The organism is Pseudomonas sp. PS02288, from assembly GCF_029959715.1.
In the GTDB taxonomy this organism is placed as follows: domain Bacteria; phylum Pseudomonadota; class Gammaproteobacteria; order Pseudomonadales; family Pseudomonadaceae; genus Pseudomonas_O; species Pseudomonas_O kuykendallii.
Genome location: NZ_JASCPA010000052.1, coordinates 22,704 through 37,195, shown reverse-complemented (window position 1 = coordinate 37,195; position 14,492 = coordinate 22,704). Strand labels below are relative to the sequence as shown.

Here is a 14,492-nt window from a genome sequence, read left to right as displayed (position 1 = left end):
GGCGGACGCGTTGCGCGAGCTGACCGTTGGGGGCGCGGGGCCCACCACGGCAACCGCTGATGGAGCTGGTGCGCACGGCGCACCCTACAAGGACTCATCGGCGGGGCGCTCATGAACGCCTACTGGGAATGCCTGCGCGGGATCGTCCTGCGCGAATGGCTGCGCTTCGTCCTGCAGCGCTCGCGCTTCCTCAGCGCGCTGGTGCGGCCACTGCTCTGGCTGCTGGTGTTCGCCGCCGGTTTCCGCGCCGCGCTGGGCATCGCCATCATCGCGCCCTACGATACCTACATCACCTACGAGACCTACATCGTCCCCGGTCTCGCCTGCATGATCCTGCTGTTCAACGGCATGCAGGGCTCGCTGTCGATGGTCTACGACCGCGAGATGGGCAGCATGCGCGTGCTGCTGACCAGCCCGCTGCCGCGCGCCTTCCTGCTCGCCGCCAAGCTGCTCGCCACCGCGCTCGTTTCGCTGCTGCAGGTGTATGCCTTCCTCGCCGTCGCCTGGCTCTACGGCGTGCAGCCGCCCGCCTGGGGCCTGCTCGCCGCGCTGCCGGCGCTGCTGCTGGCGGCGCTGCTGCTCAGCGCCCTTGGCCTGCTGCTCTCCAACGGCATCCGCCAGCTGGAGAACTTCGCCGGGGTGATGAATTTCGTCATCTTCCCGCTGTTCTTCCTCTCCTCCGCACTCTATCCGCTGTGGAAGATGCGCGAGTCCAGCGAATGGCTGTACTGGCTGTGTGCGCTCAACCCGTTCAGCCATGCCGTGGAACTGGTGCGCTTCGCTCTCTACGAACGCTTCAACCCGCTGGCGTTCGCCGTCTGCCTGGGCCTCACCGCGCTGTTCGCCCTGCTCGCGGTGCTCAGCTTCAACCCGCAGCACGCGGCGCTGCGCAAAGCTGGCTGACTACTACTTTGGTAGCGTTTTTTATCTCTAACGTAGGATTTGCAAAGCAGGACCGCTGGCATGTAATGGCACAATAAAAAGAACGAGTGCCCACGGATGCCGCACCTTGCCGCCCTGCTGTTCGCCAGCCTGCTGTCCGCCTGGACGTTCGTCCCGGCGTTCGCCGCCCAGGACGCCGCGCTGTTCTCCGCCGAGGGCTATCGCCTCGGCCACTACCGCAGTCCTACGCCGGCCCTGGCCGAGCACGCGCAGACCCTCGACACCGAGGGCGTGCGCCAGTTGCTCGCCCGCGAGCCGCGTACCGCGCTGATCGACGTCTATCGCCGGCAATGGCTGCATGGCCGCTTCATCGAAGACGAAGCCCACGCCAACCTGCCCGGCAGCCTGTGGCTGGCGAACACCGGCGACGGTGAACTGGACGCCGCCTGGCAGGCCTACTTCAGCACCAACCTGGCGCGCGTCAGCCACGGCGATCCGGACTGGCCGCTGCTGTTCTACTGCCGCTCCGATTGCTGGCTGGGCTGGAACGCGCAGAAGCGCGCGCATGCTCTGGGTTATCGCAACCTGTATTGGTACCGTGACGGCATCGACGCCTGGCAACAGGCCGGCTTGCCGCTGCAAGCCGCCGAACCGGTGGCGTTTCCCTGATCCATCAGCCTGCGCTGTAGCCACGCCATAATCACAAGAAAGAGGTGAAAGGCCATGTACAAGATTCTGATCGCCGACGATCACCCGCTGTTTCGAGAGGCCATCCACAACGTCATCAGCGACGGCTTTCCCGGCAGTGAAGTGATGGAGACCGCCGACCTCGACAGCGCCCTGAACCTGACCCAGGAACACGACGACCTCGACCTGATCCTGCTCGACCTGAACATGCCCGGCATGCACGGCCTCAACGGCCTGATCAACCTGCGCAACGAGGCGCCGACGATCCCCGTGGTGATCGTTTCCGCCGAGCAGGACAAGCAGATCGTGCTGCAGGCGATCACCTACGGCGCGGTGGGCTTCATCACGAAATCCTCGCCCCGCGCGCAGATGACCGACGCCATTGAGCAGATCCTCAACGGCAACGTCTACCTGCCCTCGGACATCATCCGCACGCAGAAGCAGTCCTCGCAGCGGCGCCAGCACGACGAGCACAACATCTCGCCGGAGCTGCTCCAGGCGCTCACGCGCAAGCAGTTGCTGGTACTGGAACGAATGGCCAAGGGCGAATCCAACAAGCAGATCGCCTACCACCTGGAAATCGCCGAAACCACGGTCAAGGCCCACGTCTCGGCGATCCTGCGCAAGCTCAACGTGCACAACCGCGTGCAGGCGATCCTCTCGGCCAACGACATCGACTTCGCCGCCTACCTGCGACGCTAGCCAACCCCAGGCGCCCTCCTTACCCGGCGGTGCGCGCGGCGCACCCTACGGATCGTCCGGGTGAATGCCACACGTCACTCGCCGAATGTGCCGTCGCTCCGATCCGCCCTTCCAGGCCTAACGGTGCGCACGGCGGATCGTTGGGTGAACGCCCCGCCGTAGGGTGCGCCGCGCGCACCACGGGCACCTCACTCGCCAAACACGCCGTCGCTCCGATCCGCTCGTGCACGCCCTACCTTACCCGGCGGTACGCATGGCGCACCCTACCAGGCCTAACGGTGCGCACGGCGGATCGTTGGGTGAATGCTCCGCCGTAGGGTGCGCCGTGCGCACCACGGGCACCTCACTCGCCAAACACGCCGTCGTCATCCGCGCTGCCACCCCAGTCCGCCGGATACACACCCTCCCGGACCAACCGGTGAAAGCTTGACCACGGCCATTCGGCCACCGAAGCCACCAGCCCGTGCTTCAGTGGGTTGCCGTGCAGATAGTCCATGTGCGTGCGGTAGTCCTGTTCATCACGGATGCGGTGCTCCCAGAAGCGCCGTTGCCATAACCCGCCTTCGCGGCGCACGAAGCGGCTGGCATACACCGGCGCCGGCGGCCCCAGCGCCTGGCTGACCCGGCGCTTGATGATCGACCAGCGCCGGCCGAAGTCGTCGTCCTCGGCCGGCAGTTGCCAGATGCAATGCAGATGGTCGGGAAGCAGCACCCAGGCATGGATGGCGAACGGATAGCGCTGACGAACTTCTTCGATGGCCTGGCGCAGTGCCGTGCGGCAACGGGCGTCGGTCAGCAGCGGGCGGCGCTGTTCGGTGACCAGGGTGAAGAAATACAGCGAACCCTGGCGGGCACGGCGGTAGTTGGACATTCCATGTCCTCCTCCAATGACGGGGTTCCAGCATAGGTCGGCAGTGGCCAGCGGCGTGTGCGCCATATCGCGCATGGCGGTGCGCGCGGCGCACCCTACGAACTTGAGCGCCGGTGTTCTTACTCTCCAGCACGGCCGATGCAGGACGCGCCGTGCATACCTTCGGCGTCCATCGGCCGCACTGCGCGTTACCGAGGTCGCGCGCTGGCGGATGCTCGCGTTGAAGCGGTGCGCACGGCCCACCCTACGGAATGGACGCCCTGCCTTATCCGGCGGTGCGTTCGGCGCACCCTACGATCGTTCCGGTGAGCGCCTGTGCCGTAGGGTGCGCTGTGCGCACCGGAGCTCAGCCGACGCGTTGCGCGCCGTGCTCGATCAGGTGGCTCATCGCGGCCTTGAGCTTCATCGGCCGCACCGGCTTGTGCATCAGCGTGTGGCCGAGGTCGCGCATCTGCTGGCGCAGTTCGTTGCTGTAGTTGGCGGTGATCATCAGCGCCGGCAGCGGCACGCCGCGCCGGGCGTTAATGCTGGCCACGGCATCGACGCCGTTGTGGCCGTTGTCCAGGTGATAATCGGCGATCAGCAAGTCGGCGTCGGCGTGGTAGTTGTCCACCTGCCGCGCCAGGTCTTCCTCAGACAGCGCGGTGACCACCCGGCACCCCCAGCCTTCGAGCAGCGTGCGCATGCCGGCGCAGATCGCCGCGTCGTTATCCAGCACCCACACCCGCGAGCCGGCGAGGCGTTCGAGCAGCGCCTCGGTGCTTTCCGGCGCCACCCGCGCACGCGGCGCGCGCTGGGTCAGCGGCACCTCGATGGCGAACGACGAGCCGCGCCCCGGCCAGGAGCGCACCTGGATGCGATGGCCGAGCATGCCGGCGATCTTCTCGACGATGGCCAGGCCGAGACCGAGGCCGCGGTCCTGGTTCGGCCGTTGCGAATCGCCGCGCTTGAACTCCTGGAAGATCTCCTTGAGCTTGTCCTCGGCGATCCCGACGCCGGTGTCCCAGACCTCGATCGACAAGCTTTGCCGACGCCGCCGGCAACCCAGCAGGATGCGTCCGCCAGGCGTGTAGCGGATGGCATTGCTGAGCAGGTTGCGCAGGATGCGCGCGAGCAGCTGGATGTCGCTGCGCACGGTCGCCGAGCATGCCACGAAGTGCAGCTGCAGCCCTTCGCTGAGCGCCGCCTGGCGGAACTCCACGGCGAGGTTGTCGAGCAGGTCGCCCACGGCGAACGGCGCGATCTCCGCCTTGATCACCCCGGCGTCGAGCTTGGAGATGTCCACCAGGGTGCCGAGCAGGCTTTCCACGTCATCCAGCGAATTGCTGATGTTGCGCACCAGGGTCGCGCTGACCGCCTGCTCGCGCCGTTCCAGCAGCGCACTGGTGAACAGCCGCGCAGCGTTCAGCGGTTGTAGCAGGTCATGGCTGACCGCGGCGAGGAACTTGGTCTTCGACAGGTTGGCCTGTTCGGCCTCGGCCTTGGCTTCGCGCAGGCGCAGCTCGACGCGGCTGCGCTCACCGATCTCGCGCAACAGCTGGTCGTTGAGGGTGGTCAGCTCGGCAGTGCGTTCGCGCACCCGCTGCTCGAGGTTCTGATACGCCAGGTGCAGCGCCTCGGCGGTACGCCGGCGTTCGGTGATGTCGCGGATCAGCACGAAGATCCCCACCACCTCGCCGTTGGCCAGGTTCGGCACGTAGGAACGCAGCATGTAGCGCTCCTGCCCGGCGAGGTTGGTCTCGGCCACCTCGAAGGTCACGCTTTCGCCGGACAGCGCGCGCTCCACGTAGGGCTCCAGGCGCAGCCAGTGCTCCTCGTTGTGAACCTCGCGCAGGCTCTGGCCGAGCATGCCGCCGCGCGGCCAGCGGTACCACTCCTCGTAGACCTTGTTGGTGAACTCGTAGATCAGGTCGGCGTTCAGGTAGGCGATCAGTGCCGGCACGTGGTCGGTGATCAGGCGAATCCAGCGTTCGCTCTCGCTCAGCGCCTCGGCGTGGCGGTAGCGCTCGGTGATGTCGGTGAAGGTGTTGACGAAGCCGCCGGTGGGCAGCGCGTGGGTGCGCACTTCCAGCACCCGGCCGTCGAACAGGCGCTGCTCCAGTTCCTGCACCGGGCGCCCCTCGGCGTCGCGGGTGTCCGGCGTGAGCAAGGCCAGTTCGCTGTCCGCCATGACCTCGGCGAACGGCCGGTGCGCCTGGATCGGCGCCAGCCCGCAGAGGTCGAGGAAGCGGTGGTTCCACAGCTCCAGGGTGCCCTCGGCGCCGACCATCGCCATGCCTTGGGACAGGTTGTCCACCGCGCGCTGTAGCAGCCGCGACTTCTGCGCCAGGGCCTGCTCGCGGCGCGCGGTCTCGCTGAGCTTGAGTTCGGTGATGTCGGTGTAGAGGATCACCAGCCCGCCCTCGCGGGTCGGCCGCTCGCTGACCTGCATCCAGCGCCCGTCGTGCAGGCGATAGACGCTGTGCTCGGTCTCGCTGCCGCGCTGCTCCTCGGCGATCAGCCCGCTGCCCTGGGCCAGGCGGCGAATCTCCGACAGGCGCATGCCGCTGGCGATGCGCGCGCGGGTGCCGGCCCAGAACGACTTGAAGCGGCTGTTGAACAGGAGGATGCGCTGGTCCTTGTCGAACAGCACGAAGGCGTCGGAAATGCTTTCGATGGCGTCCACCAGGTACTGGTGGGCGGTCTCGGCACGCTGGCGGGCGTCGCGCAGCAGCTGGTTGCTGGCGGTGAGTTCGGCCATCGCCTGGTTCAGCGCATCGGTGCGCTCGCGCACCTGCTCGGCCAGCACCACCGAATGCTGGAACGCGGCGTAGGCGCCCTCGCGGCGCGCGGCGCTGGATTCGACGCGTTCGATCAGTGCGGCGTTGATTCGCTTCAGGCGGTGGTTCTCGCGCTCCAGCTCAGCGAGCCGCGCCGCGCAGTCAGCCGCGTCCATTGCCGGCTCGACGTCCAATGGCGACCCCGGTGAAGGTCTGGTTGATGTGCATGCCATTGAACTGCTCCCCGTAGGTGTTGAAGCCGATCACCTGCTGGCGGCGGAGGAATTCCCCGGTCTGCTCGACGCCGCCGTCGCTCTCGATCTCCAGGCGGCGCAGGAAGCAGTCGCAGCCGATGGTCAGCAGGGGCGGCCCGAGGCGCTTCTCCAGGCGCTCGAACAGCGCCTGCAGGTTCGGCAGCAACGGGCCGGGGCTCATGCCGGTGAGCACGATGCCGTTCTCCACGGCGCAATAGAAACTCAGGCTGAGGTCGTCGTGGACACGCTGGATGGAGCGCGCGAAGTAGTGCTCGTTGACCCTAACCGCCAGCGGATGGGCGGCGAACAGGCGGTGGTCGAGCGCTTCCACCGGCACGCCGATCCAGCGCGCGTATTCCTTCGCCGCCGGCTCGGCGTTCAGCTCGTAGACCCGGCGGGTTGCGCTGTCGGCGTCGGTGACCACCAGCTTCTCGCTGCTGGGCAGGATGTGGTGGGTGCTGAACACCTCGAAGTCCAGCGCGGTGTTCACCAGCAGCACCACCGCCGCGCCGGAATGGAAGCGGCCGCCGTGGTAGACGTGGGTGTGCGTCAGGTGGTTGTCGTCGCCGGCCGAACCGCCGAAATGCGGGATGCTGCCCAGCGCCGCGCTGAGGGCGGCGAGGACGATTTCCTCGCGGCTGGAGAGACCGTCGAGCAGCGTCAGGGCGAAGCTGTGGTCCTTGATCGGCGCCAGCGAATTGCTCCGGCAGCCGGCCACCAGGCGTTCCACCAGGTGCTGCGCGTCGAGCAGGCTGAAGCGCTCCATCTGGTCGATCAGCGCGCTGGCAACGGAGAAGCTGCGGTAGTCGAAACCCACCGCGCTGACGCAGTTGCGCCCGTAGCCGAGCGGCGTGATCTCGCCGGCACTGGTGCAGCCGACCAGCTCGATGCCACCGAAGTACTGCTCCAGCGCCGGGCCGAGCGCGGCCAGGTCGTATTCTGCCGAGCAAAAGAACAGCACGAAGCCCAGGTGGGGATGGATCAGCTGGCGCGCCAGGTCCTGGGCCACCGCTTCCGCTTCGCGCGCGTGCGAAACGGCGGTGACCACGCTTTCACTTTCCCCATGCCGCATCGGCCCACCTCCCGAACACCCGTTGCCGTTTCGGTCATTCTAGAAAGCCCCCGCGCCAGGCCCCATGCTACTTGGGTCGCGAAGGCTCTCATCCGAAGGTAGCGCCCGCTCAGGCCGCGGCCGGCCAGCACAGCAGGGTCAGCGCCAGCATGCCGGCGTAGAAACCGGTCTCCAGGGTTTCGCTGAGCGGCTGGATGCGTCGCAGCGCGCCATAGACGTGCACCACGATCATCGACGTGGCGACCGCCGCGAGCACTTCATAGGTGGTGTGCAGCGCCTCACCGGTCAGCGCGGCGCGCATCATCAGCGCCTCGACGATGAGGATGAAGGCACCCAGGCAACGTCCGAAGTAGATCGCCAGGTGGGTTTGGTCCGGTACCGCCCAGCCCATCAGGCGTGCCCAGTGCAGCGGCACGCAGAAGATCGGCAGGGCGAACACCAGGGTGGTGCCGATGGCCAGCCAGAGGAGGAAATCCTGGCTGTAAGCGCTCCAGAGTCCCATCGAGGTCATGCTCCTTTTTCCATGCTCATGAAAAAGGCGGGCCCGCTCGTGCGCGACCCGCCCGTCCTGCGCGACCCGGCGCGGCCGGGCCGGTGAAGCGGCTTACCAGCTGAGCACCGCACCGACCGCCAGGGTGTCGGTGTCTTCGTCCAGGCCGCTGCCGTCCTCGCCATCGATCTGGTACTGGTTGTACTCGGCGACCAGCTTCAGGTTGTCGTTGATGGTGCGAAAGTAGGCGATCCCGCGCGTCTCGTAGTCGGCCGCGGAGCCGAGGCCGTTGCCGTCGTCCTCGGTCTTGCCATAGGACAGCGCCAGACGGTTCTTGCCCCAGGTGTAGGAGCCCTGCAGGAGGTAGCCGTCGCTGTCGATCTCGCGCAGCGTCGCCTCGCCGGCGTTGTTGGTGAAGAACGGGTTGATGCCCTTGGCCTGGAAGCCCGAAGCGGTCACCGAGAAGCCCGCCATCTTCGCCTGCACGCCATAGCCGAGACCCTTGGAGGTGACGTCGTCCACCGTGTCGTCGGTGTTTTCCGAGGTCTGGTAGCCGCCGTTGATCCAGGTGTAGATGGTCGAGCCGCCAAGCTGGAACTGATAGCTGACTTCCGACTCCAGGCGCGGCTCCTCCTGGTAGGACTTGCCGACCGCGCTGTCGTCGTTGGTGTCCACCGGGTCCATGATGCCCACCGCGACGCGCAGGCCCTCGGCGAGGTTGTTGTTGCGGTAGGTGATCTGCGAGGTCGGGAACGGATACGGGTAACCGGTGCCGATGTTGCCGAAGGACACGCCGGTCCCGTCCACCAGGCCGAGGGTGTCGCTGACGTTGCCGTACCCGGCGAGCAGTTCGTCGAGGAAGATGTTCGAGCGCGAGAACAGCCCGAAGTCCTTGCCCACCAGCACCTCGCCCCACTCCGGGTTGGAGACCGTGCCGTAGAACTGGCGGACGTCGATGGCGGTGTCGGTGCCGTTGGTTTCGCTGTCGTTGATGGTCACCCAGAACGACGCGCGGCCGCCCAGCTTGAGGTCGTCCACCTGCTTGCCGAAGTTGAAGCCGAGCCAGTTCGGCAGAAAGCCCATCTTGACCCGCGACTGGCGGCGGTCGAACTGCTCGCCTTCGCGGTCGACATCGCTGCTGACATAGAAGGCGTTGATGTAGCCGTCGGTGGAAAAGGTCGTGTCGTCCTTGTCGTACAGGACGATCTCGGCGGCGGCCTGCTGGGCCACGCCCAGGGCGACGGACGCGCCGAGGGCAAGTTGCAGGAACCGGGCTGGGACTTTCTTGTTGTTGTGCATGGCGCTCTCCGCTGCTGGGGCGACTGTTGGCTCAGTCGTGTCGGAGGCGATTATCGAAACCGCCCGGCCCGCGCCATACGGTTCCTTGGCGCTGCCTGGCTGCTGCTTTCGCCGCGCGCGGAACGAGAGGTCGGCGCGAGGCGAAAGAGCCGCGACCCTCGGAGCAAGGCGCAAGTAGTACGACCTGTGCGCAGGACGGAGATGAACCGAGGCCACCGCGCGAAGATCGCTGGATGCCAGGAGCCGCACATCCGTCCAAGCGCTGCGGCCGTGGATGTGCTCAGACTGTCCGCGACTCGACACGGCGGAGGACCGGCATGAGCGGAATCGTGATGTTCATCCACGGCGCCTGGCTCACGCCGCGCGTGTGGGAGCGCTTCGCCCAGCGCTTCGCGGCCTGCGGCTACACCTGCCTGGCGCCGTCCTGGCCGTCGCTGGAGGACATCCCGGCGCAGCGGCTGCGCGAGGCGCCACCGGCGGCCCTGGGCAACCTGGGGGTCGGCCGCATCCTCGCCCACTACCAGGCGCTGATCGAAGCGCTGCCGCACCCGCCGCTGCTGGTCGGCCACTGCTACGGCGGGCTCTTCGTCCAGGTGCTGCTGGATCGCGGCCTGGGTTCAGCCGGCATCGCCATCGCCCCGGCACCACCGCGGGGCGTGCTGCCCGGCCTCGCCGCGCTGGTCCGCCTGCTGCCGATGCTGACCCGCGCCGGGAGGATCGTGCCGCTGAGCGAGGCGCAATTCGCCCGCCACGCCGCGCAGACCCTCGACGCCGCCGAACGCCACCGCGAATACCAGCGGCAGGTGGCGCCGGCGCCCGGCCGCTTGCTGCTCGAGGCGGCGCTCGGCATCGGCACCCGGATCGACTTCGGCAACGATCGCCGCGCGCCCTTGCTGCTCATCGCCGGCGAAAATGATCGTACTATCCACGCCTCCACCGTCGCCGCCGTCTTCCGCCGCCATCGCCGCTCGGTCGCGGTCAGCACCTACCGCTGTTTTCCCGGTCGCAGTCATTGGCTGATCGCCGAAGCCGGCTGGCAGGAGGTGGCCGACTACGCCCTGGAATGGGCCCAAAGCCAGGCCGACTGTTTCTGAGCAGAAGGAACCCGTGTGAAATGACATCGCTGCACCGCCTCTGGACGGCCCTGCACGCTCTGGTCGCGTGCGGCGAGCGCCTGCGCGGGCGCTGGCTGCTGCTCCTGCTGGTCGCCAGCGGCCTGGCCTGCGCCACGCCGCGCGGGCTGGAACAGCTGGAGCACCGGCGCTGGACCACCAGCGACGACGGCCCGAGCCAGGTCGGCGCGCTGGTGCAGAGCCGCGACGGCTACCTGTGGATGGGCACCAACGACTCGCTGTACCGCTTCGACGGTTTCCGCTTCGTTCGCTACCAGGCGCCGAACGGCAACCGCCTGGGCATCGTCTCGGCGCTGCTGGCCGGCGACGACGGCCTCTGGGTCGGCCTGCGCGCCGGCGGCGTGCAGTTCATCGGCAGCCAGGGCACCACCCACTACGCCCCCGCCACCGACTTGCCGGGCGGCGTGGTCTATGGCTTCGCCCGCGGCCAGGACGGCGTGCTCTGGGCCGCCGCCAACGACGGCCTGGCGCGTTTCGACGGCACGCGCTGGGAAACCGTCGGCGCCGACTGGCGCTTCCCCGACAACGCCCGCGCCGTGCTGGTCGACCGCGAAGGCCGCGTCTGGGCCGCCAGCGAGGACTGCCTCTACTACCTGCCGGTGGGCGCGCATGCCTTCGTCGACAGTCGCCTGGCGCTCGGCTGGGTCAGCCAGATGACCCAGGCCGCCGACGGCTCGATCTGGGTCGCCGAGCGCTACGGTGGAGCCCTGCACCGGCTGACGCTGGAGGACGGCCGGCCGGTGTCGCAGACCGCGCCCATGTCGCTGGCCGCCAACGGCCTGCTCTTCGATGAGCAGGGCGGCCTGTGGATCGGCACCCTGGGCAACGGCCTGCAGCATGCCGCCGAACCCAACCAACTGTTCGATCCCGCCCGCAGCGGCAGCGCCCTAGAGCGCTTCACCACCCGCGACGGGCTCAGCTCGGACTACCTCTGGCCGCTGCTGCAGGACCGTGACGGCAACCTCTGGGTCGGCAGCAGCGCCGGCCTCGACCGCTTTCGCCGGCGCAACGTGCAACCCGCGCCGCTGCCGCGCGAGGCGCTCAACTTCGCCCTCGCGCCGGGCGCCGACGGCAGCCTCTGGGCCGGCAGCAGCAACCGTCCGGCGCTGCGCCTGGCGCAGGGCCAGCTGAGCCAGCTCGACCTGCCGCCGCCGGTGACCAGCGCGATGAGCGACGCCGAGGGCAACGTCTGGATGGGCGGCCCGAACGGTATCTGGCGTTCCCGGGGCGAGCGCCTGGAAAAGGTCGCCGCCCTGCCGACCCGGCAGGCGTCGGATTCCTCGGTGCGCGCGATGGTGCGCGACGACGCGGGCGATCTCTGGGTCTCGCTCAACCGCCTCGGCTTGTTCCGGCTGCACGACGGCGCCTGGCAGGAACAACCCGCGCCCACTGCGCTGGCCAGCCAGAAGATGCCGGTGAGCGCCGCCCGTGGCGCCGATGGCAGCCTGTGGTTCGGCTACCGCGACAACCTGATCGTCACCCGCCACGGCGCCGAGGAACGCCAGTGGGGCGAGAAGGACGGCCTGCAAATCGGCCACGTCACCGCCCTGCAAGTGCAGTCGCGGCGTCCGTGGGTCGCCGGAGAACGCGGCCTGGCCTGGTTCGACGGGACGCATTTCCACAGCCTGCGGCTACCCGATGGCGAGCTGTTCGGCAACATCTACGCGGTCCTCGCGGTGCCCACGGCAGCGGGCGAAGACCTCTGGCTGCATGCCCGCGGCGGCATTTTCAGGCTCGCCGCCGAGGACATCGAGACCGTCATCGCCGATCCCGAAGCGCGCCTGCGCTACCGCGCCTACGACCTCCTCGGAGGGCTCGCCAACGACCCCTATCAGGTACTCCCGCTACCCACCGCGGTGCGCAGCGGCGACGGCCGGCTGTGGTTCTCCACCAGCAACGGCGTGGTCTGGATCGACCCGGCGCAGCACGACGCCGAGGATGCGCCGCCGCGGGTGCTGATCGAATCGCTGGACGTCGACGGCGTGCGCCTCTCCGGCAACCGTGCGCTGCAACTTCCGGCGCAGAGCGGACGGGTGATGATCGACTACACGGCGCTCAGCCTGTCGATGCCCGAGGGGCTGCACTTTCGCTACCGCCTCGATGGCTACGACCGCGACTGGCACTACGCCGGCAGCCAGCGCCAGGCGATCTACACCGGCCTGCGCGCCGGCGACTACCGCTTCCGCGTGGATGCGGCGAATGCCGACGGCGTACCTGCCGAGCAGGAAGCGCAGCTGAGCTTCAGCATCGCCCCGGTGTTCTACCAGCGCCCGCTGTTCCTGATCCTCTTCGGCGCCGCGCTGGTCGGCCTGTTCTGGGCCTTCTACCGGAGCCGCCTGCGGCGCGCCGCCGAGACGCTGCGCGCACGCCTGGAGGAACGCCACGCCGAACGCGAACGCATCGCCCGCGAGTTGCACGACACCCTCCTGCAAGGCGTGCAGGGGCTGATGCTGCACTTCCAGGCCGCGGCGGAAAGCCTCGACGAGGACCAGCCGGTGCGACAGCGCATGGAGCGTGCGCTGGACCGCGCCGACCAGGTACTCGCCGAAGGCCGCGAACGGGTGCGCAACCTGCGCCGGCGCAGCCTCGCGGTGGCGGACCTCGCCACCGCCTTCGAGGCGCTCGACGAGGAACTGGAACACGACCCGGCCATCGTCTTCGCCGTGAAGGTCCGCGGTCGCCCGCACGACCTGCGCCCGCTGGTGCGCGACGAGGCCTACCGGATGGGCCGCGAGGCCATCGCCAACGCCTTCTGCCACGCCGGCGCGAGCCACGTCAGCGTGGTCATCCACTACACCCCGCGGCGCTTCGTGCTGAGCATCGCCGACGACGGCCGCGGCATCGCCGCCGAGTACCTCGGCCCGACCGGCCGCCCGGATCACTGGGGACTCAGGGGCATGCACGAACGCGCGCAGAAAATCGGTGCCGAACTGGATATCCGCAGTGCCGTGGCACAGGGAAGCGAGGTCCGCCTGAGCCTGCCCGCCACCCTCGCCTACCGGCGCACACCGCGGCGCTGGAGGCGCTGGCTGCATTACCTGATTCATCCGAGGAGCTGAGCATGACTGCGGTCACCGGAGACATTCGCGTGCTGGTCGTCGACGACCATCCGCTGCTGCGCGAGGGGATCGCCGCGGTACTCGACCAGCAGCCCGACATCCGCCTGGTCGGCGAAGCCGGCGATGGCAGCGAAGCCCTGGAACGCTTCCGCGCGCAGCGCCCGGACGTGACCCTGATGGACCTGCAGATGCCGGAAATGAACGGTATCGAGGCGATCCGGGCGATCCGCGCGGAGTTCCCCGATGCGCGCATCGCCATCCTCACCACCTACCGGGGCGACGTGCGCGCGCTGCACGCGATCAAGGCCGGGGCCCAGGGCTATCTGCTGAAAAGCACGCTGCGCAAGGAACTGGTGGAGGCGATCCGCGCGCTGGCCGCCGGGCGCCGGCACTTTCCCGCGGAGATCGCCGCCGAGCTGGCGGAATCCCTCGGCCAGGAGGCCCTCAGCCCGCGCGAACTGCAAGTGCTGCAACGGGTGGCGCAAGGCGCGGCGAACAAGCAGATCGCCAACGAGCTGGGGATTTCCGAGGACACCATCAAGGGCCATCTGCGCAGCATCATGGACAAGCTGAGCGCCAACAACCGCACCCACGCGGTCACCATCGGTATCCAGCGCGGCATCATCGAGCTCTGATCCGCCCCCACTTTCGTGTCGTCGGCGAGCGCCTCGTCGTGGTCTGTTAGCACCGCGCTCACCCCCGCATCATCCCTGGCAGAGGCGCCCCTTCGAGCGCCGTTCATAGCCAGCGGAGCACGCCGATGCCTAGGAACGCCATCCTGCCCTTCCCCGGCGGCCCCATCGCCACGGTGCTCGGCCTGCTCGACGACGCCGGTCTGGCGCTGCACAGCGACCGCGAAGCCGCCTGCCGCAGCCTGACCCGCGCCATCGCACTGCTGCGTCGCGATGCCGATTTCGACAGCGGCGACAGCCGTGGCGGCCTCGCCGGCTGGCAGGTCAGGCGGCTCTCCAGCTACATCGACGAGCACCTGGATTGCGCCATCCGCACCCGCGAGCTGGCCGCGCTGCTCGCGCTCAGCGTCAGCCATTTCACCCGTGCCTTCAAACAGGCCTTCGGCAGCCCGCCGCTGCTCTACGTGGCCCGCCGGCGCATCGAGGCGGCGCGGGAAATGATGCTCGCCACCGACGAATCGCTAACCCGCATAGCCCACGTGCACGGCTTCTGCGACCAGTCGCACTTCAGCCGCACCTTCCTCCGCGAGACCGGTATCACGCCGCAGGCCTGGCGCCGGCTGCATCGCTGCGGCTGAAGCCCGCGGGCCGC

12 protein-coding genes are annotated in these 14,492 nt (G+C 68.4%); 7 read left to right on the top strand and 5 right to left on the bottom strand.

What is annotated here, in order from left to right; translation table 11 throughout:
• The first annotated feature begins 111 nt into the window (after positions 1-111).
• The 3 genes from QMX85_RS18345 (at position 112) to QMX85_RS18335 (ending at position 2,271) form a co-directional block, all read left to right on the top strand.
• The gene (locus QMX85_RS18345; protein WP_282343280.1) at positions 112-903 is read left to right on the top strand and encodes an ABC transporter permease; all 792 of its coding nucleotides are present in this window, start codon (positions 112-114) and stop codon (positions 901-903) included.
• A gap of 96 nt (positions 904-999) precedes the next feature.
• Positions 1,000-1,551: a PQQ-dependent catabolism-associated CXXCW motif protein gene (locus QMX85_RS18340; RefSeq protein ID WP_282343278.1), complete on the top strand. Its 552-nt coding sequence runs from the start codon at positions 1,000-1,002 to the stop codon at positions 1,549-1,551.
• A 54-nt stretch (positions 1,552-1,605) separates the two neighbouring features.
• Positions 1,606-2,271, top strand: a complete 666-nt coding sequence (locus tag QMX85_RS18335) for a response regulator transcription factor (protein WP_282343276.1) — start codon at positions 1,606-1,608, stop codon at positions 2,269-2,271.
• A 343-nt stretch (positions 2,272-2,614) separates the two neighbouring features.
• On the opposite strand, the gene QMX85_RS18330 is transcribed toward QMX85_RS18335, so the two are convergent.
• The 5 genes from QMX85_RS18330 to QMX85_RS18310 form a co-directional block, all read right to left on the bottom strand.
• On the bottom strand, positions 2,615-3,142 hold the full coding sequence (locus QMX85_RS18330) for a transposase (RefSeq protein WP_282343274.1): 528 nt from the start codon (positions 3,140-3,142) through the stop codon (positions 2,615-2,617).
• A 346-nt stretch (positions 3,143-3,488) separates the two neighbouring features.
• Positions 3,489-6,134 carry a hybrid sensor histidine kinase/response regulator NahK/ErcS' gene (nahK, locus tag QMX85_RS18325; protein ID WP_282343272.1) on the bottom strand — a complete coding sequence of 882 codons (2,646 nt, stop codon included), beginning with the start codon at positions 6,132-6,134 and terminating at the stop codon, positions 3,489-3,491.
• Positions 6,064-7,227, bottom strand: a complete 1,164-nt coding sequence (gene nosP, locus QMX85_RS18320; protein WP_282343270.1) for a nitric oxide-sensing protein NosP — start codon at positions 7,225-7,227, stop codon at positions 6,064-6,066. Before nosP ends, nahK begins: the two co-directional genes overlap by 71 nt.
• A 109-nt stretch (positions 7,228-7,336) precedes the next feature.
• Positions 7,337-7,738, bottom strand: a complete 402-nt coding sequence (locus QMX85_RS18315) for a hypothetical protein (protein WP_282343268.1) — start codon at positions 7,736-7,738, stop codon at positions 7,337-7,339.
• 93 nt (positions 7,739-7,831) lie between these two features.
• Entirely contained in the window at positions 7,832-9,016 is a 1,185-nt protein-coding gene (locus QMX85_RS18310) for a porin (RefSeq protein WP_282343267.1), read from the bottom strand.
• 317 nt (positions 9,017-9,333) lie between these two features.
• On the opposite strand from QMX85_RS18310, the gene QMX85_RS18305 reads away from it, so the two are divergent.
• The 4 genes from QMX85_RS18305 to QMX85_RS18290 all read left to right on the top strand — a co-directional run bounded on the left by QMX85_RS18305 (position 9,334) and on the right by QMX85_RS18290 (position 14,478).
• Positions 9,334-10,110, top strand: a complete 777-nt coding sequence (locus QMX85_RS18305) for an alpha/beta hydrolase (RefSeq protein ID WP_090231679.1) — start codon at positions 9,334-9,336, stop codon at positions 10,108-10,110.
• 20 nt (positions 10,111-10,130) lie between these two features.
• Positions 10,131-13,208 (top strand): sensor histidine kinase, encoded by a 3,078-nt coding sequence (locus QMX85_RS18300; RefSeq protein WP_282343262.1) that lies wholly within the window; start codon positions 10,131-10,133, stop codon positions 13,206-13,208.
• 2 nt (positions 13,209-13,210) lie between these two features.
• Positions 13,211-13,843 (top strand): response regulator transcription factor, encoded by a 633-nt coding sequence (locus QMX85_RS18295; protein WP_282343260.1) that lies wholly within the window; start codon positions 13,211-13,213, stop codon positions 13,841-13,843.
• Between the two features lie 125 nt (positions 13,844-13,968).
• On the top strand, positions 13,969-14,478 hold the full coding sequence (locus QMX85_RS18290; RefSeq protein WP_282343259.1) for an AraC family transcriptional regulator: 510 nt from the start codon (positions 13,969-13,971) through the stop codon (positions 14,476-14,478).
• The last annotated feature ends 14 nt before the right edge of the window (positions 14,479-14,492 follow it).

Excerpts from the sequence above, each read along its gene's own strand:
- QMX85_RS18345 (WP_282343280.1), top strand. The coding sequence starts at position 112 with ATGAACGCCTACTGGGAATGCCTGCGCGGGATCGTCCTGCGCGAATGG.
- QMX85_RS18340 (WP_282343278.1), top strand. The coding sequence starts at position 1,000 with ATGCCGCACCTTGCCGCCCTGCTGTTCGCCAGCCTGCTGTCCGCCTGG.
- QMX85_RS18335 (WP_282343276.1), top strand. The coding sequence starts at position 1,606 with ATGTACAAGATTCTGATCGCCGACGATCACCCGCTGTTTCGAGAGGCC.
- QMX85_RS18330 (WP_282343274.1), bottom strand. The coding sequence starts at position 3,142 with ATGTCCAACTACCGCCGTGCCCGCCAGGGTTCGCTGTATTTCTTCACC.
- nahK (WP_282343272.1), bottom strand. The coding sequence starts at position 6,134 with ATGGCATGCACATCAACCAGACCTTCACCGGGGTCGCCATTGGACGTC.
- nosP (WP_282343270.1), bottom strand. The coding sequence starts at position 7,227 with ATGCGGCATGGGGAAAGTGAAAGCGTGGTCACCGCCGTTTCGCACGCG.
- QMX85_RS18315 (WP_282343268.1), bottom strand. The coding sequence starts at position 7,738 with ATGACCTCGATGGGACTCTGGAGCGCTTACAGCCAGGATTTCCTCCTC.
- QMX85_RS18310 (WP_282343267.1), bottom strand. The coding sequence starts at position 9,016 with ATGCACAACAACAAGAAAGTCCCAGCCCGGTTCCTGCAACTTGCCCTC.
- QMX85_RS18305 (WP_090231679.1), top strand. The coding sequence starts at position 9,334 with ATGAGCGGAATCGTGATGTTCATCCACGGCGCCTGGCTCACGCCGCGC.
- QMX85_RS18300 (WP_282343262.1), top strand. The coding sequence starts at position 10,131 with ATGACATCGCTGCACCGCCTCTGGACGGCCCTGCACGCTCTGGTCGCG.
- QMX85_RS18295 (WP_282343260.1), top strand. The coding sequence starts at position 13,211 with ATGACTGCGGTCACCGGAGACATTCGCGTGCTGGTCGTCGACGACCAT.
- QMX85_RS18290 (WP_282343259.1), top strand. The coding sequence starts at position 13,969 with ATGCCTAGGAACGCCATCCTGCCCTTCCCCGGCGGCCCCATCGCCACG.